Here is an 18476-nt window from a genome sequence, read left to right as displayed (position 1 = left end):
AATAAAATTAAGGCTCATGAAGGAAACTTTATCTTGTGGGTACAGTCAGCGAGTTGTCGGTTGGTGCAAGACAATCTGTCAAACAAGATTATGATCAGCCTAAAAGAGTGCAGTGCTGAAATTTAGTAAGCACTGCTGGTGGACAATCATTAACATGGATGCAAAATGAATACGTTTTGTAGAGTGGTATTTAAGCTGTTTAAATAACTAAAATAAGGTGGTACCGCGTTAATTGACGCCCTTAGCAAAAAATGCTAAGGGCGTTTTTTTAATTTAAGGAGGTGAGGCAAAATTTCAGATCTTGTTGGGATTAGTTTAGGAGCCAATTTAGGAGGAAAAAGGATGACCGATTTTAACGATTTAACAGACGACCAAATGAGTTTAGCAGAGAATTTATATCAAGCTTATGAAAATCATCAGCCGTTAGACCAAGCTAAATATGCAAAAGTTTTGGATGATGAGGATACGGCTTACCAGGTTCAACAATATTTAATGCAACTAAAAAATGAACCGATTGGTGGCTACAAGGTGTCTTTGACGAGTGAGGAAACTCAAAAAATGTTTGATTCTCAAAATCCGCTATATGGTGTGCAAGTAGTTAGTCATTTCGTACCATCACCTTCGCATTTTCGAACTTCACAACTGATGGATCCACTAGCCGAGGTGGAATTGATGTTTACAGCCACGCAAGATTTACAACCAAATGATAGCTTAGAAGATTTAATGCGAAAAACGACGATAGCCCCCGACATTGAGGTTCCTGATTCCCGTTTTTCGGATTGGTTTCCCGATTTGTCTAAGTACTTAGTGGTTGCTGACGCAGCTGTGGGCGGGTACGTTGTTTATGGCCGACAAGTTCCCACCACTCAAGCTTTTGCCTCAGTTGATGCCGTTACGCAAGTAACTTGTGAATTATTGCATGACGGTCAAACACTCAAGACAGGTGCTGCAACAGAAGTTTTGAGTAACCCATTGTTGTCTTTACAATGGTTGGTACAGAAACTGGCGGCTCAAGGTGTTCAATTTTTAGCAGGACAGCGTGTTTCCAGCGGAACTTTTTTGTTGCCGGAACGTGTCACTACAGGTCAATGGCAGGCCGAATTTAATCATGATTTAGGTGATGTAGAGTTGACAGTGCAGTAAATGCTAGATACTGATTTGTCCTGCGTTTATGTCTAAAGGTTTCTACAGTTTAAATCAAAAAAATATTAAAGGACTAACTTCGAAATTTAATCGATTTTAGTCCTTTTTTGTTAATTTTTATAATCCTGCAAGTTGATTTTATAAGAGGTTCCTACAGACTTACTATCCACGTTATGCATATCTTTTTTGGCAGTAGCAAAAACCGGATGCTTCTTATTATTTAATTCATAGCCCCGGACTACTTTGATGCTTTTACCAGGTAATAATTGAGCGTTTAAAGGTTTAACGTATTTTTGGTTATAGTCAGTAGCTTTACCAATATTTGTACTGGCATCTGCTGTTGAAGATCCATCTGAATTAATAGTGGGAAAGAGTGCCGCGGCAACATTAAAAACTGGCCTTAAGTCATAATTTGAACTGCTATTGCTTTGGTGGAAGTTCAGATAGTTTAATAAAGCTGACGGTTTAATTCGATGCTTCGATTTGTTTTGGATCCAGAAAGTAACGATTAAACCGTCGCTTTGAGTTTTGTTTGAATGGCCAACTTGGGTTTTTAAAATTTTGATTTTAGTTTGCCTATTTTCAAAAATTCCATTCTGAAAAGTGGTTGCGGACGGATGGTTTTGATCAGTAGATATATTGCCGCCAATGTCAAATTTCATACCACCAATCTCAAACTTTGAATCACATCCTGATAATAATATGGCTGATAATAAAGTAATGATGGTTAATTTGTGACCCTTATTCATATATATCTTTCTCCTTAATTATTGAACTTTTGAGGATTGTTTCCTGTTCACGTGATTTAACGCTAAGACTAAGACGAAGGTTACGACTGTAAAAACCACTCCGCCTGCCCCAATATCTTGGACTTTGAATTGTAGTGTGACAATGCCCCCTACGGCTGAACCCAACGAAATACCTAAATTTGAAAAAATCGAATTAATTGATGATGATAAAACGAGGCTTTGGGGATATTCTTTTTCTGCAATGCCCATTATGTGTAATTGAATAGGCGAATTAATTAAGTACATCAAAAAGCCAACACATAAAATATCAATGACCCCCAGCAATTGATTAGTTAATAACTTCGGCATGAATAGTAAAACGAAAAATTCGATAGCGTAATACCACGGCATTATTTTTAAACCGTGTTTATTTGCAATTTTGCCACTGAATTGATTACTTAATAATGACATCAAACCATAGGCAACTAATAAGAAGGTGATCGTTTGATGATTAAAGCCTAGAGTTTGGGACAAGATTGGCCGTAAATAAGTATAAAAAACATATACCCCTGCTAAGCTAAACATAATAATTCCAACACTTAAAAAAATTCGAGGATCTTTGAAAATTATAAATTGTTTCCAAACGGAATCTGCTTGTGTTTGATTTAATTGATGAGGTAATACTTTCATAATTAAAATTAGGGCGATAATGCTAAATAAAACAATCGTCACAAAAGTTATGCGCCATCCCCAAGTTGTACTAATCCAGGTACCTAGTGGTACACCGAAGACTGATGCAATACTGAATCCAGAAAAAATCCAGCTCACGAGCCAAGCTTTTTTCTCCATCGGGGCAATTTTGGCTGCGAAAGTCATGGCTAAAGAAACTAAAGAACCAGAAACTAGTGCTACAATGATACGAGAAATAACTAACCAACTATAATTAGGTGCGATAACGGTTACTAAGTTGCCTAAGATAAAGATGCCAATTAAAACTAGTAATGCGTGGTAGAGATTGTTCTTTAATAATGAAGTTATAACGGGCGTACTAAAAGCATAAACCAACGCAAAGATTGTTACTAACGACCCTGCAGTTGCCACGGTAACATTGAATTGATGTGCTAAATCATCCAAAATGCCAATAATGATGAATTCACTGAACCCTAAAACAAATGATAATAAAATCAAAGCCCAGCTTTGTAAGTAGAATTTTTTCATGCTATTCCTCGTCTTTTTACTAATATTAGGTTATAAAAAATTAAAGGTAGTTGTCAAATACATTTACTAATTATTTGATAAAATGTTTAATATTTATGTTCAAATTATTGTATTGGTCAGTAAGGAGATACTTCTACAATGGTAAAAGTTGATGCGAGAGTATGTAAAACTAAATTAAGAATTCGACATGAATTGGTAACGATGCTACAGCATCAAAATATTAATAATATTTCTATTACGAAATTATGTGATCAAGCGCAGATTAATCGTTCCACTTTTTATACACATTACAACTCAACGATTGAGGTTTTGGAGAAAATGGAATCAGAAGTCCTTCAAAAATCCAAGGAATATTTACGCCAGCAGCGTCAAACGTTTGATGTACGTGATCATCAAAAAATGTGGGTCATGTATTTGAAACTTTTAAATTTTTATAAGGCTAATCCTGATATGACTCGGGCTTTGTTTGTTTATCCTATTAATAAAAAATTCAAGACAGATTTGTTTAATTTTTCAGATCAATATAACACTTATACAGATAGTTATTATCAACAGGCTTATACGATTGCAGGTGGCTTAGAGATGATTGAATTGTGGGTTAAGCATGACTTTGATTTGTCTCCTGAGCGCTTGTGCAAATTGATGGTGGAGATGGGCCCCTCTTTAACGATAACGGTACCACTTATAATCGCTTTAATGAGCGGTCAAGAATAAGGGCCTGATCTATCAAGCGCCCGTTTTTATTAGCTATACGGATTCGCATGATACTTTTTTCGATCAAGCATTGACCAAGTTCAATAAAAATAATAAATGTAGAATCAGATGAATTGGCTAAGTTTAAGCTTTTTGTGTTTATCTGGCTTAAAAAAGTATAATTTATCAACAAATATTAAAACTATATAGATAGATTTTATAAATTACTATGGGCTTAAGAACTAAGTTAAAAAATACGATTTAATGATAGTTGCTGATGGTAATGTTTACTTTAAGGAAATCAAAGTAATACTTAGAAGTGAAGAATCTTATCGATTGTTATAAAACAGATTTTAAACAAAAAATATGTTTGAAGTATTGTCAACATATATCGATACGTGTTGGCAATTAATTATGTCATGAGGCAAGAGATCACATATCAAAATTCAAAAATTAGATAAAAGACCGGTTATTATTCTGCATGGCGAACTATCTTCTAAAGAGAAGCTGGATTAAAGTAAACGGCTTTTTTGTGACTTTTAAAGGGGATATTTTCATGTTAGTCTTTATCATTTTCCGCGATTTTGATAATAGTGTAGCTCAAGGAGTTAATGAAAATGATTTTATACGGATGGCTTCAGATTATTTTAAATCGAATCTGACGGATAATTATGTTAGTCGATTGATAAATTTCTAAACTGTTAAATTTAGTGTCTATTTTGTTAAGTAAAAACAATCTATATGAGAATAAACTTGATTATAATAAAGGTTTAGTATAGTGATTTAGCTTTCCGAAAGTATTCGCTGATTCTTTTTTAGTGTAGATTATAAAAAAAGTTAATAAAACTATAGTCTTATTGCTAAAAAAGCGGTGAATCTTTTATTTTATCTGGAATAGTTAGAGATATAGGACAATAAAAAAAGACGTGTCAAAATAACACAGTATATATATATATATACTGTGTGTCATAATAATACGAAAAATAAGAGTCCTATGAGCTATAGCTCATAGGACTCTTATTTTTCGTATTATTATGACACACAGTATATATATATATATACTGTGTTATTTTGACACGTCTTTTTTTATTGTCCTATATCTCTAACTATTCCAGATAAAATAAAAGATTCACCGCTTTTTTAGCAATAAGACTATAGTTTTATTAACTTTTTTTATAATCTACACTAAAAAAGAATCAGCGAATACTTTCGGAAAGCTAAATCACTATACTAAACCTTTATTATAATCAAGTTTATTCTCATATAGATTGTTTTTACTTAACAAAATAGACACTAAATTTAACAGTTTAGAAATTTATCAATCGACTAACATAATTATCCGTCAGATTCGATTTAAAATAATCTGAAGCCATCCGTATAAAATCATTTTCATTAACTCCTTGAGCTACACTATTATCAAAATCGCGGAAAATGATAAAGACTAACATGAAAATATCCCCTTTAAAAGTCACAAAAAAGCCGTTTACTTTAATCCAGCTTCTCTTTAGAAGATAGTTCGCCATGCAGAATAATAACCGGTCTTTTATCTAATTTTTGAATTTTGATATGTGATCTCTTGCCTCATGACATAATTAATTGCCAACACGTATCGATATATGTTGACAATACTTCAAACATATTTTTTGTTTAAAATCTGTTTTATAACAATCGATAAGATTCTTCACTTCTAAGTATTACTTTGATTTCCTTAAAGTAAACATTACCATCAGCAACTATCATTAAATCGTATTTTTTAACTTAGTTCTTAAGCCCATAGTAATTTATAAAATCTATCTATATAGTTTTAATATTTGTTGATAAATTATACTTTTTTAAGCCAGATAAACACAAAAAGCTTAAACTTAGCCAATTCATCTGATTCTACATTTATTATTTTTATTGAACTTGGTCAATGCTTGATCGAAAAAAGTATCATGCGAATCCGTATAGCTAATAAAAACGGGCGCTTGATAGATCAGGCCCTTATTCTTGACCGCTCATTAAAGCGATTATAAGTGGTACCGTTATCGTTAAAGAGGGGCCCATCTCCACCATCAATTTGCACAAGCGCTCAGGAGACAAATCAAAGTCATGCTTAACCCACAATTCAATCATCTCTAAGCCACCTGCAATCGTATAAGCCTGTTGATAATAACTATCTGTATAAGTGTTATATTGATCTGAAAAATTAAACAAATCTGTCTTGAATTTTTTATTAATAGGATAAACAAACAAAGCCCGAGTCATATCAGGATTAGCCTTATAAAAATTTAAAAGTTTCAAATACATGACCCACATTTTTTGATGATCACGTACATCAAACGTTTGACGCTGCTGGCGTAAATATTCCTTGGATTTTTGAAGGACTTCTGATTCCATTTTCTCCAAAACCTCAATCGTTGAGTTGTAATGTGTATAAAAAGTGGAACGATTAATCTGCGCTTGATCACATAATTTCGTAATAGAAATATTATTAATATTTTGATGCTGTAGCATCGTTACCAATTCATGTCGAATTCTTAATTTAGTTTTACATACTCTCGCATCAACTTTTACCATTGTAGAAGTATCTCCTTACTGACCAATACAATAATTTGAACATAAATATTAAACATTTTATCAAATAATTAGTAAATGTATTTGACAACTACCTTTAATTTTTTATAACCTAATATTAGTAAAAAGACGAGGAATAGCATGAAAAAATTCTACTTACAAAGCTGGGCTTTGATTTTATTATCATTTGTTTTAGGGTTCAGTGAATTCATCATTATTGGCATTTTGGATGATTTAGCACATCAATTCAATGTTACCGTGGCAACTGCAGGGTCGTTAGTAACAATCTTTGCGTTGGTTTATGCTTTTAGTACGCCCGTTATAACTTCATTATTAAAGAACAATCTCTACCACGCATTACTAGTTTTAATTGGCATCTTTATCTTAGGCAACTTAGTAACCGTTATCGCACCTAATTATAGTTGGTTAGTTATTTCTCGTATCATTGTAGCACTAGTTTCTGGTTCTTTAGTTTCTTTAGCCATGACTTTCGCAGCCAAAATTGCCCCGATGGAGAAAAAAGCTTGGCTCGTGAGCTGGATTTTTTCTGGATTCAGTATTGCATCAGTCTTCGGTGTACCACTAGGTACCTGGATTAGTACAACTTGGGGATGGCGCATAACTTTTGTGACGATTGTTTTATTTAGCATTATCGCCCTAATTTTAATTATGAAAGTATTACCTCATCAATTAAATCAAACACAAGCAGATTCCGTTTGGAAACAATTTATAATTTTCAAAGATCCTCGAATTTTTTTAAGTGTTGGAATTATTATGTTTAGCTTAGCAGGGGTATATGTTTTTTATACTTATTTACGGCCAATCTTGTCCCAAACTCTAGGCTTTAATCATCAAACGATCACCTTCTTATTAGTTGCCTATGGTTTGATGTCATTATTAAGTAATCAATTCAGTGGCAAAATTGCAAATAAACACGGTTTAAAAATAATGCCGTGGTATTACGCTATCGAATTTTTCGTTTTACTATTCATGCCGAAGTTATTAACTAATCAATTGCTGGGGGTCATTGATATTTTATGTGTTGGCTTTTTGATGTACTTAATTAATTCGCCTATTCAATTACACATAATGGGCATTGCAGAAAAAGAATATCCCCAAAGCCTCGTTTTATCATCATCAATTAATTCGATTTTTTCAAATTTAGGTATTTCGTTGGGTTCAGCCGTAGGGGGCATTGTCACACTACAATTCAAAGTCCAAGATATTGGGGCAGGCGGAGTGGTTTTTACAGTCGTAACCTTCGTCTTAGTCTTAGCGTTAAATCACGTGAACAGGAAACAATCCTCAAAAGTTCAATAATTAAGGAGAAAGATATATATGAATAAGGGTCACAAATTAACCATCATTACTTTATTATCAGCCATATTATTATCAGGATGTGATTCAAAGTTTGAGATTGGTGGTATGAAATTTGACATTGGCGGCAATATATCTACTGATCAAAACCATCCGTCCGCAACCACTTTTCAGAATGGAATTTTTGAAAATAGGCAAACTAAAATCAAAATTTTAAAAACCCAAGTTGGCCATTCAAACAAAACTCAAAGCGACGGTTTAATCGTTACTTTCTGGATCCAAAACAAATCGAAGCATCGAATTAAACCGTCAGCTTTATTAAACTATCTGAACTTCCACCAAAGCAATAGCAGTTCAAATTATGACTTAAGGCCAGTTTTTAATGTTGCCGCGGCACTCTTTCCCACTATTAATTCAGATGGATCTTCAACAGCAGATGCCAGTACAAATATTGGTAAAGCTACTGACTATAACCAAAAATACGTTAAACCTTTAAACGCTCAATTATTACCTGGTAAAAGCATCAAAGTAGTCCGGGGCTATGAATTAAATAATAAGAAGCATCCGGTTTTTGCTACTGCCAAAAAAGATATGCATAACGTGGATAGTAAGTCTGTAGGAACCTCTTATAAAATCAACTTGCAGGATTATAAAAATTAACAAAAAAGGACTAAAATCGATTAAATTTCGAAGTTAGTCCTTTAATATTTTTTTGATTTAAACTGTAGAAACCTTTAGACATAAACGCAGGACAAATCAGTATCTAGCATTTACTGCACTGTCAACTCTACATCACCTAAATCATGATTAAATTCGGCCTGCCATTGACCTGTAGTGACACGTTCCGGCAACAAAAAAGTTCCGCTGGAAACACGCTGTCCTGCTAAAAATTGAACACCTTGAGCCGCCAGTTTCTGTACCAACCATTGTAAAGACAACAATGGGTTACTCAAAACTTCTGTTGCAGCACCTGTCTTGAGTGTTTGACCGTCATGCAATAATTCACAAGTTACTTGCGTAACGGCATCAACTGAGGCAAAAGCTTGAGTGGTGGGAACTTGTCGGCCATAAACAACGTACCCGCCCACAGCTGCGTCAGCAACCACTAAGTACTTAGACAAATCGGGAAACCAATCCGAAAAACGGGAATCAGGAACCTCAATGTCGGGGGCTATCGTCGTTTTTCGCATTAAATCTTCTAAGCTATCATTTGGTTGTAAATCTTGCGTGGCTGTAAACATCAATTCCACCTCGGCTAGTGGATCCATCAGTTGTGAAGTTCGAAAATGCGAAGGTGATGGTACGAAATGACTAACTACTTGCACACCATATAGCGGATTTTGAGAATCAAACATTTTTTGAGTTTCCTCACTCGTCAAAGACACCTTGTAGCCACCAATCGGTTCATTTTTTAGTTGCATTAAATATTGTTGAACCTGGTAAGCCGTATCCTCATCATCCAAAACTTTTGCATATTTAGCTTGGTCTAACGGCTGATGATTTTCATAAGCTTGATATAAATTCTCTGCTAAACTCATTTGGTCGTCTGTTAAATCGTTAAAATCGGTCATCCTTTTTCCTCCTAAATTGGCTCCTAAACTAATCCCAACAAGATCTGAAATTTTGCCTCACCTCCTTAAATTAAAAAAACGCCCTTAGCATTTTTTGCTAAGGGCGTCAATTAACGCGGTACCACCTTATTTTAGTTATTTAAACAGCTTAAATACCACTCTACAAAACGTATTCATTTTGCATCCATGTTAATGATTGTCCACCAGCAGTGCTTACTAAATTTCAGCACTGCACTCTTTTAGGCTGATCATAATCTTGTTTGACAGATTGTCTTGCACCAACCGACAACTCGCTGACTGTACCCACAAGATAAAGTTTCCTTCATGAGCCTTAATTTTATTTTAATTGTTATGAGCAATTTACAATATTATTTGGTGTTTGTCAAGAAAAGATCAGTCAACACGATGTGAATCACTATTTTGACAGATAATTATTCATCAGGTTTTCTACTTTAACGACAAGTTGTTCGGTTGTATCTCCACGATCGCTATCTGTTAATAAGCCCTCAATTTGTCGCAAAATATCAATATTGACTAAATCAGCATCGGTAACTGCCAAGATGGAAACTAGCTTTTGAAAATCACTATATTCATCAGACGCTGCAATATCCATATCCGGAGTTGCTTTAACTTTAGACAATAAGTCATTCAACAAGCTGCGCACTAAATTCATTATCCGCTGCTGACTAACTTTGCGCGCTTTGCGAGCCTGATAAGATGGTAAAAATAGAGCTACAACCACGGCCGCCACCTCTGCAATGCCAGTAATCCACTCGGCTAAACTGCCTATTTCCATAAGACTAGACCCCTTTACCAAATTTATAATTTAAATGAAAATTATAGCAGACAATAATTGAGAATGCACTTTACTTGGAAGAATCATCATGAAATGGTCCCATCTCCATCATTAACCGACAAAGATGCTCCGGTGACAAATCAAAGTCACGCTTGACCCACAATTCAATCATCTCTAAGCCACCCGCAATTGTATAAGCTTGTTGATAATAACTATCCGTATAAGTATTGTATTGAATCGAAAAATTGAGCAAATCTGCTTTGAAAGTTTTATTGATCGGATACACAAACAAAGCTTGAATCATGTCTGGATTGGATTGATAAAACTGCAACAGCTGTAAATACATCGTCCACATTTGTTCACGATTGGACACATCAATCTTCCGACGTTGTTGACGTAAATATTCTTCAAATTTTTGAATCACTTCAGATTCAATTTCTTCCAAGACTTCAAGGGTTGAATCGTAATGCTTGTAAAAAGTCGAACGGTTAATTTGCGCTTGATTACACAATTTAGTAATAGAAATATCATTAATATCTTGATAACTGAGCATCAATACTAACTCGTGTTGAATTCTTGATTTCGTTTTCCGGACTCGGGGATCTAACTTGGCCATCGAAACACTATCTCCTTAACAAAAAAATATTGAATACATACTTTTACGATACAGCATTTTTTTATAAAATACTGAATTGAATTCGGAATAATTTATTATTAATAAGTAACTTTTTTTGTCATCAATTTTTCACCACTCTATCTGCGTGGCAAATAAGATTGTAGTGAATCTATCTTTTGTCTAAATTCATCAGGATAGTAAACATAGTCCATTGATAAATTAATAACAATCACTTTTGAATTCTTAAGATACAAATTGAAAACCATAGAATTTTTAATTGATAAGATAGCCGGAAAAAAGAGGCCATAAGCAGTAGTCATGGTCAAGGGTAATTTGATATCCTCAAACTTATTATAGTCACCTTGCAATTGATAATCTGCAATAGAACTTAGATCGATATTTTGCGGCCGCCTAAACGGAAATATCACTAACAGAATACGTTTCGTCAAAGTACTCATATCATAGTAATAAATTTTTGGGCGCTTAATTTTTAAAAAACCATCTAAAATATCAATCTTGCTGGCATAATTTAAAATAGCCAAAATAAAGCAAATGATAAAAGTTAAAAAGCCCAAATCGTATCTAAACACGGAACCAACAAACAAACCACAAACTGCACTAATAACAAAACTAACCATTAACGGTCGATATAGTGGTTTTCTACCAAAAGATAACATAATGTATCACCACTCCCAACACAAATATTAACAATATTATTCATTACCCATAACGTCCAAAATAAATTGTACATCAAATTAGTTTAGCTTTGTTTGGTTCAATCAAATTAAAAAAGCTTCTACTGATTTGGATTCCTCCATTTTGAACGATGATTAGTTTCATATAATAACTTTGTAACTGGGTTTGCTCAGAAAAGGCAATCTCTCCAGTAATAATTTTAGTCTGCGGTGTTTTCATTTTGATTCGAGTCACTTTAAACTGTGTTGTAGAATATTGTTCTACATAACTAGGCAGTTGTATCCCATAATAAATATCACCCTTCTCACTGGGGGTAATTTCAATCCTATAATGGATCGTTAAGTCATCATTGTTATAGGAATCACAACTAAATTTTAAATTAGACATGTTTTTCATTCCTGTTGTCTTATCACCACAACGATAGCAACCGGAAATATCCCATTAACTTCTGGCAAATACTGACAAAAAGTTGCTACATTCCCACATTCACAGCGCATTTTTTGAATACTCATCTTATCTAGAACCGAACGATAAACATTATAACTATCGAATTCTTGCAGTGAATCTACTGAATTATTCATCATTAATTCAGCTATTTTTTAGAAAAAGGGTTCACACGATTGATCAACGACAATTCAAAATCTTTAGCTTCAGCATCAGAAACACCAAAAGTTCCACGCCGAGTACGTTGCATAAAGTCAAACAAAATGTTTTTTGCTAATTTATAAATTAAATGCTCTTGTCCTAGCATCATGGAAGAAATATATGACGACAATCTAGATAAAATAATTTTTGTGGTTGGAGTTAACCTAACAGCTGCGGATGTTGTTCCATCAACTTCACTATTTTCAGGTAGTCCCACATGAATAATAGATACAAAAGGTTGCACATCGGACAATTTTTTATTTAACATCCGTGATATATTTTTATTTCCCGCGTGCTTCATGACTAAATCTAATTCCGGATTATCTGCTGATTGAACACCTATCGCGGCAACTATGGTCGAAGCATAACCATCAATAGCATTGAGTACTAAATTGTATCTTGGTCCATATAATTTCGTATCATTAAAAATTAAATTATTGCAGGATAAAAAGAAAAAGGTTTGACATTGAATCTCTGAGGTTTTGATGGCTTTACTGGCATCTTTAAAAAAGGATTGTCCTGCATGACCAACTGAAGGAGCAAAAGGACCATTATATGGTAGCGCTGCATTTAAGCCGCTTAGTGTAAAATCTGCCAAGATGTTTGATCCTGATAAGAATTCATTTTTTTATGTGAAAACAATCCATTAGGCAATTGCTGAACATTTTTCTTTCTCAAAAACTGTTTGGCTACTAGCCAAGACAAAGACGACATATCTCGACCTAACAAAAAGTAAATATTTATATCTTTCTGGTCAGCAAAATTAAGCAGCTCTAAAATTTTATTCTCAGTAAAATCTTGGAACAAACCGATAACTAACAGATCAGCTTTCTCAGCCAAATCTTGGTTCATACGGTTTCTGGATCAGTAGTCCACTTGTTAGCAAGCAACTGATTTGTTTCATATAATAGCGCTTCCTTAGAAAGGATTACTCCTAAATCAGCTTTGATAGGGCGCACAAATTCTAAATCTGTTGTATTACTTAGAGCTATCTTTTCTAACAAATCCCTACGTTTATCATTTATATAAACTGGCATTTCATTTTCGAATCTATCTATTTGGTTTATTTCATAAAAATATCTATCCAGATCATTAAAATCGTATTCTCCTTTTAAAAGAATTAAATCATTCGTTTATTAAAGTTAGTGTTAAAATAAATTAAAAAATAATTTTATTAACTAAAAAGCCGTACTAAATAAGCCTTTTAAGCAGACCAGATTTAGCCTGCTCAAAAGGCTTATGATTTCCACAGATTCTATAATTAATCCGAACAACACGATGATAATGCGTGATGCTTCCATCAATTTAATGAATCGACCACCGACCAAGTCGCCGTAGCTTGATAGTTACCAGGTATAATCTCGGCAGATTGATTCGAAATATCTAGCATCGGACCACTCGTTTGCTGACTATCTTGCCACCAACCATTCGAAATATTGGTAATACATTCAGAACCCGTCTGTACATTATTAGCATCCGTTTCATTAAATTGACTAATCAGAATCGGACTGGCGCCAATTAAGCCCACAGGCTGATAATTCATAATTCCATCAATACTTTGATTTTGCTTATCACTTGAAAAAGGTGTGATCGCTAACGATAGCTGCCAACAAGGAGCTCCCGTGGTATCTGTCACAATTAACTTTTCGGCGGAATCTTTCTGCAAGTGATATTGCTTTTTAACCAAAGGCACCCCCTTACCAAAATCAAGACTCGGCGCATTAACTGTGACCGCACCCTCAACGTCATAAAGGACATCTAAATCTTTAGGATTATTTTTAGAAATGCCAGCTGAGGTCGTAGCATCAATTTTAGGGAATGAATTAGCAGTGCTGAGTTGATAACGAGTGTTCCTATGACTAATAAAAGGAGGGATTAAATCGTCAGAACCGTCAGTTTTGATAACATCACCCGCAGTTCCGAAAATAACAGGTTGAGCACTTTTAATGACAACACCGTTTGAATTCTTATAATGCAATCTAGCGTAAAGATTCTCTTTGGTCGTAATCGTCATCGGCTGTGAAATCTTCCCCGGGCTAACAGCTTCGCCTTGGGCATCTTTGGTCACAGCATAAAAGACTAACCGATGGCCACCAGACTTAGGTTGAGCTACTTGGCATAAATCAGTTTGATCGGTGATCGAATAACTACCAGGGTTCAAATCAGACGCAGGAAGCTTATGAAAATTGGCATTATTCACGATATCTTTAGCATCCGTAATAGCGGTTACAGGATCAATACCATAGTAAACATCAAATTTGGTGCTATCGGTATCGGTAATCCCGAGTCTCACAGTTAAACTAGGCAACTCAGCAACCGCTGAATCATAACAATAAGTTAATGCGGAAGTTGTTGTCCCAGTTTGATTCGTACTTGCATCTGTAACCGATACATTGGATAATGTTGGCTTCACATCCTGCAACTCATTTTGCCAAACATAAGTAAACGGTGCGTGTGGCGAACTTAAAGATGATACAAGTGATTGATTATTATCATAGACAGGACCCGTAGGCTTATGGTCACTGCCATTGCCGACATCTTGCCATGCAGCAGCAGTGACAAGATAGGTTTTGTCATTATCAATAAAAGTATTACCTATTGTAGGCATAGCTAAAGAAGGTGATACATTGGATGGAATTATAAATTGCGAACCAAATTGAATCCCCCAAAGACTAGGACAAAAATCAAACATATCAGACATATTAGTCACTTTACTAGTATCGAAATTATTCAAATCCAATTTAGTTAATCTAGTGCAACTATCAAACATATCAGACATATTCGTAACTTTACTGGTATCAAAATTACTCAAATCCAATTTAGTTAAACCACTGCAAGCTGTAAACATACTAGACATATTAGTCACTTTACTAGTATCAAAATTATTCAAATCCAATTTAGTTAAACCATAACACATAGAAAACATACCAGACATATAGTTCACTTTACCAGTATCAAAATTGCCGACGTCTAACTTGGGCAATTTGCTACAATCCTGAAACATATAAGACATATTAGTCACTTTACTAGTATCAAAATTACTCAAATCTAAACTAGTTAAGTGACTACAAATACTAAACATATAAGACATATTAGTCACTTTACTGGTATCAAAACCACTTACATCCAAATGAGTTACGTTGTTGCAACTACTAAACATACCAGACATATTAGTTACATTACTAGTATCAAAACCATTTACATCCAGATCAGTATTGCGGCAACCATCAAACATATTAGACATATTCGTAACTTTACTGGTATCAAAACCACTTACATCCAAATGAGTTACGTTGTTGCAACTACTAAACATACCAGACATATTAGTTACATTACTAGTATCAAAATTACTTACATCCAAATGAGTTACGTTGTTGCAACTACTAAACATACCAGACATACTAGTTACATTACTAGTATCAAAACCACTTACATCCAAATGAGTTACGTTGTTGCAACTACTAAACATACCAGACATACTAGTTACATTACTAGTATCAAAATTACTTACATCCAGATCAGTATTGCGGCAATTACTAAACATATTAGACATATTCGTAACTTTACTGGTATCAAAACCACTTACATCCAAATGAGTTACGTTGTTGCAACTACTAAACATACCAGACATATTAGTTACATTACTAGTATCAAAATTACTTACATCCAAATGAGTTACGTTGTTGCAACTACTAAACATACCAGACATATTAGTTACATTACTAGTATCAAAATTACTTACATCCAATTTGATTAGCCCCCGACAGTCATAAAACATATAAGACGTATCAACAGTCTGATTTGTTATGAAATTAGACAGATTGGTAAATGATACAAGGTTTGACATTTCCTGAAACAAATATTGACTATTAACTGGTGCAGTGACTGGACCCGCAAAATCAATTTGTTTAATATTCGTTCTATAAGCATAAAAGCCAGAATGATCACTGTCCCAACCAATACCTCTATCATTACTCTGATTTAAAGTGCCGCTATTAATCGTTAAATTACCAGCTGCATCTAAAGTCCATGCACAAGTTCCATCAGTTCCGCTCACACCCGTAGCTGGAATGTCGGCAGACACTTTCGTACTAATCAATTGGTGCTGGTCAGGCTGATCTGTTGCTTCCTGATCTTGGATTGTATTCTCAGATAATTGTTGTAATTTTTGTAAAAAATTAACCACATCTTTATTTTTGGTATTAATCATGACAGTTGGTTGAACATTAGCAGCTTGGGATAAAATGAATCTTTTAAATAAGAAAACGCTACCGACAAAAATTAAAAGTAAAACGACTTTCACAACTTTTTTAAACATCAGGCTCTTGTCCTCTCACTAATGTTAACCAAAGACGCCATCACGATTACAGATTTTCAATAAACAAAACTTATCATTTTAACATATTAATTATCCTTTTAGCTAATAATATGTTTGCGAAATCATCTTCATCTTAAACCCTCAGCTGAAAGTTTGCAATTAACTTAATAATTTATCTTCAATTTAATTAATTTCCAGATTATATATAAGCAATAACAATCTCCGTATAAGTATGATGTGGAACAATTGTAACCAAAAAAAGAGCCGATTTTCATCAGCTCTCTGGGAAGTGTTAATTTAAATACTTAAGCTACTTTTTTCTTTTGATAATCCGTTAACAACGCAATTGGCGAACACAGCAAGACAATGATCGCGGCAAGTAAATAAGTTTTACTAAATGCAGCCGTTAGTTTTTTATTTTTTTGTTTCTTAATGTCCCTTAACGTGGTTCTGATTTCGTTCTTTTGTGCCAACAACTTAATACCGGTCAACATCTTCTGTTGTCCCTTCACTAAACCACCAGTCGCCGTCAACAAAGGATTATTGCTATCTTTCACCAATTTAGTGAGACCAGTATTGAGCGTTCTGGTGCCATCAGTCATCATTTTTTGTTTTTGATAAATGATTCCTAAAGAACTCTTTTTAGCAGGTTCAGGTAAATTATTAGTTTGCTGAGCTACCCGTTTGATTTTTTTCTGTAAACCAGAAGTTTTCGTTTTAATATTTTTACCCTTGGAATTCGTTTTAAAAAGACGTTTAACTTCTTTTTCTGCCACATTCTGAACCTGTGGCGCCAAACGATGGGTTTGAATCGTTTGAACTGCATCACTTCTAATTTCATTTTTCGCATTTAAAACATTGTTGTTTAAAACTGTCACCAATAACGCCATGCCTAGACACGTACCAATTTGACGCATCGAATTAACGATTCCCGAACCAATCCCCGTTTTTTCTTTAGGCAAATATTGGACCGAAGCAACAAGTGAAACCGATGAAAAACCAAAGCCAAAACCATTAATAATCAGAAAAACAACAATAATAATGGTTGGGGTATTCATTTTGATTAATGATAGCAAGCCTAAACTACCCGCAATCAATAATAGTCCGATTCCTGTGACCCATTTGGCACCCATTGCATCAAAAATTTTCGTTCCCAAAGGCATCGCTACAACCACCGTCAACGATACCGGAATAATAATCAACGCGGCATGCAGTGCGCTGTAATTGAGTAAATCTTGTAAAAAATAATTAATAATTAACATAGGGCAGACTAATGAAAAGCCTGTCACAAAATAAACTAAGCTGGATGCTGTAAAAGTCTTTTCCTTGATTAGATCTAGTTCAATTAACGGTTCCGCAACGCGTTTTTCAATTAGGTAAAAGACCAATAGCGCTAAAACGCCAATTACTAAACTAGTCACAATAATCACTGAATGCCAACCTAATTGTCGACCTTCCAGCAAGCCGAAGACAATTCCGCCTAGTGAAACAGACAGTGCCAGCATACCAAACCAATCAATTTTGCCAGATAGTGTGTTGTCATATGATTCTTGAATGAAAAAGACCACAATTAATAGGGCAAGAATGGATAATGGTAAATTAATCCCAAACACACCGCGCCAGGAACCATATTGTAAAATAACGCCACCAATCGGTGGTCCACCAGCAGCCGCCAACGCTGTAATGGCACCAACGACACTCGAAATTTTAGACGTATTTTCTTTCCCAAAAATTTCAATCCCCATAGGCAACACAATTGGTGTGATAATCGCCCCGCCAATGCCTTGGAAAAATCTAAAAACAATTAAAGCCAATAATGAGGGTGCAAACATACAAGCCGCTGAAAAGCCACCAAAGAGCACCAAGCCAATGAGCATTAACTTTTTGCGACCGTAACGATCCGCTAATTTAGAACCTGTGATCATAAACACAGCCAACGCTAAAGTATAAATGGTGGTCACCCAACTCGTATCATTCAGACTGGCATGAAATTGATCCATAATACTAGGCAAAGCAATATTAATAATTGTACTATCCAACGTTCCCATGAACATTGCAATTGTTAAACCAACAAAACTAATTAATTTTTTGGTATTGGACATCTCAACTTTCCTTCAATCCATAATTTTTTAAAATGATTTTTAATATTAATTTTTCTAATTAACTCTCTTTTTCCGAG

At 34.5% G+C, this 18476-nt stretch carries 17 protein-coding genes; 4 read left to right on the top strand and 13 right to left on the bottom strand.

Translation table 11 applies throughout. The features are described 5' to 3' along the window. The first annotated feature begins 342 nt into the window (after window positions 1-342). Complete coding sequence (locus MOO45_RS04165; protein ID WP_249513691.1) at window positions 343-1143, top strand: 2-keto-4-pentenoate hydratase; 801 nt, start codon at window positions 343-345, stop codon at window positions 1141-1143. Window positions 1144-1253: 110 nt separating this feature from the next. Here the strand turns inward: MOO45_RS04165 and MOO45_RS04160 are convergent, their stop codons facing one another. After that, window positions 1254-1892, bottom strand: a complete 639-nt coding sequence (locus tag MOO45_RS04160) for a DUF5067 domain-containing protein (RefSeq protein WP_249513690.1) — start codon at window positions 1890-1892, stop codon at window positions 1254-1256. A gap of 18 nt (window positions 1893-1910) precedes the next feature. After that, window positions 1911-3089, bottom strand: a complete 1179-nt coding sequence (locus tag MOO45_RS04155) for an MFS transporter (RefSeq protein ID WP_249513689.1) — start codon at window positions 3087-3089, stop codon at window positions 1911-1913. A gap of 138 nt (window positions 3090-3227) precedes the next feature. On the opposite strand from MOO45_RS04155, the gene MOO45_RS04150 reads away from it, so the two are divergent. Then, the gene (locus MOO45_RS04150) at window positions 3228-3803 is read left to right on the top strand and encodes a hypothetical protein (RefSeq protein WP_249513688.1); all 576 of its coding nucleotides are present in this window, start codon (window positions 3228-3230) and stop codon (window positions 3801-3803) included. Between the two features lie 1962 nt (window positions 3804-5765). On the opposite strand, the gene MOO45_RS04145 is transcribed toward MOO45_RS04150, so the two are convergent. Continuing rightward, window positions 5766-6341: a hypothetical protein gene (locus MOO45_RS04145; RefSeq protein ID WP_249513688.1), complete on the bottom strand. Its 576-nt coding sequence runs from the start codon at window positions 6339-6341 to the stop codon at window positions 5766-5768. A 138-nt stretch (window positions 6342-6479) separates the two neighbouring features. On the opposite strand from MOO45_RS04145, the gene MOO45_RS04140 reads away from it, so the two are divergent. Further along, complete coding sequence (locus MOO45_RS04140) at window positions 6480-7658, top strand: MFS transporter (RefSeq protein ID WP_249513689.1); 1179 nt, start codon at window positions 6480-6482, stop codon at window positions 7656-7658. Between the two features lie 18 nt (window positions 7659-7676). Beyond that, the gene (locus MOO45_RS04135) at window positions 7677-8315 is read left to right on the top strand and encodes a DUF5067 domain-containing protein (protein ID WP_249513690.1); all 639 of its coding nucleotides are present in this window, start codon (window positions 7677-7679) and stop codon (window positions 8313-8315) included. A gap of 110 nt (window positions 8316-8425) precedes the next feature. Here the strand turns inward: MOO45_RS04135 and MOO45_RS04130 are convergent, their stop codons facing one another. The 10 genes from MOO45_RS04130 to MOO45_RS04085 all read right to left on the bottom strand — a co-directional run bounded on the left by MOO45_RS04130 (window position 8426) and on the right by MOO45_RS04085 (window position 18399). Further along, window positions 8426-9226 (bottom strand): 2-keto-4-pentenoate hydratase, encoded by an 801-nt coding sequence (locus MOO45_RS04130; RefSeq protein ID WP_249513691.1) that lies wholly within the window; start codon window positions 9224-9226, stop codon window positions 8426-8428. 415 nt (window positions 9227-9641) lie between these two features. Beyond that, entirely contained in the window at window positions 9642-10022 is a 381-nt protein-coding gene (locus MOO45_RS04125; protein ID WP_249513692.1) for a hypothetical protein, read from the bottom strand. Window positions 10023-10092: 70 nt separating this feature from the next. Further along, window positions 10093-10638 (bottom strand): TetR/AcrR family transcriptional regulator, encoded by a 546-nt coding sequence (locus MOO45_RS04120; protein ID WP_249513693.1) that lies wholly within the window; start codon window positions 10636-10638, stop codon window positions 10093-10095. A gap of 137 nt (window positions 10639-10775) precedes the next feature. Further along, window positions 10776-11315: a hypothetical protein gene (locus MOO45_RS04115; RefSeq protein WP_249513694.1), complete on the bottom strand. Its 540-nt coding sequence runs from the start codon at window positions 11313-11315 to the stop codon at window positions 10776-10778. A gap of 73 nt (window positions 11316-11388) precedes the next feature. Further along, the gene (locus MOO45_RS04110) at window positions 11389-11721 is read right to left on the bottom strand and encodes a hypothetical protein (RefSeq protein WP_249513695.1); all 333 of its coding nucleotides are present in this window, start codon (window positions 11719-11721) and stop codon (window positions 11389-11391) included. Window positions 11722-11726: 5 nt separating this feature from the next. Next, the gene (locus MOO45_RS04105) at window positions 11727-11918 is read right to left on the bottom strand and encodes a hypothetical protein (protein ID WP_249513696.1); all 192 of its coding nucleotides are present in this window, start codon (window positions 11916-11918) and stop codon (window positions 11727-11729) included. 8 nt (window positions 11919-11926) lie between these two features. After that, on the bottom strand, window positions 11927-12577 hold the full coding sequence (locus MOO45_RS04100) for a hypothetical protein (protein ID WP_249513697.1): 651 nt from the start codon (window positions 12575-12577) through the stop codon (window positions 11927-11929). Beyond that, window positions 12559-12831, bottom strand: coding sequence for a hypothetical protein (locus MOO45_RS04095; protein WP_249513698.1), 273 nt, complete (start codon window positions 12829-12831; stop codon window positions 12559-12561). The genes MOO45_RS04100 and MOO45_RS04095 overlap by 19 nt, the downstream gene beginning before the upstream one ends. Window positions 12832-13279: 448 nt before the next feature. Next, a complete protein-coding gene (locus tag MOO45_RS04090; RefSeq protein WP_249513699.1) occupies window positions 13280-16297 on the bottom strand; it encodes a BspA family leucine-rich repeat surface protein in 3018 nt (1005 codons plus the stop codon). Window positions 16298-16602: 305 nt separating this feature from the next. Next, entirely contained in the window at window positions 16603-18399 is a 1797-nt protein-coding gene (locus tag MOO45_RS04085) for an MFS transporter (RefSeq protein ID WP_249513700.1), read from the bottom strand. Between the last annotated feature and the right edge of the window lie 77 nt (window positions 18400-18476).

The sequence above is a fragment of the Bombilactobacillus folatiphilus genome (genome assembly GCF_023380265.1).
In the GTDB taxonomy this organism is placed as follows: domain Bacteria; phylum Bacillota; class Bacilli; order Lactobacillales; family Lactobacillaceae; genus Bombilactobacillus; species Bombilactobacillus folatiphilus.
Note: the sequence above shows the minus strand (reverse complement) of the source record. Positions and strands in the feature narration are given on the sequence as shown.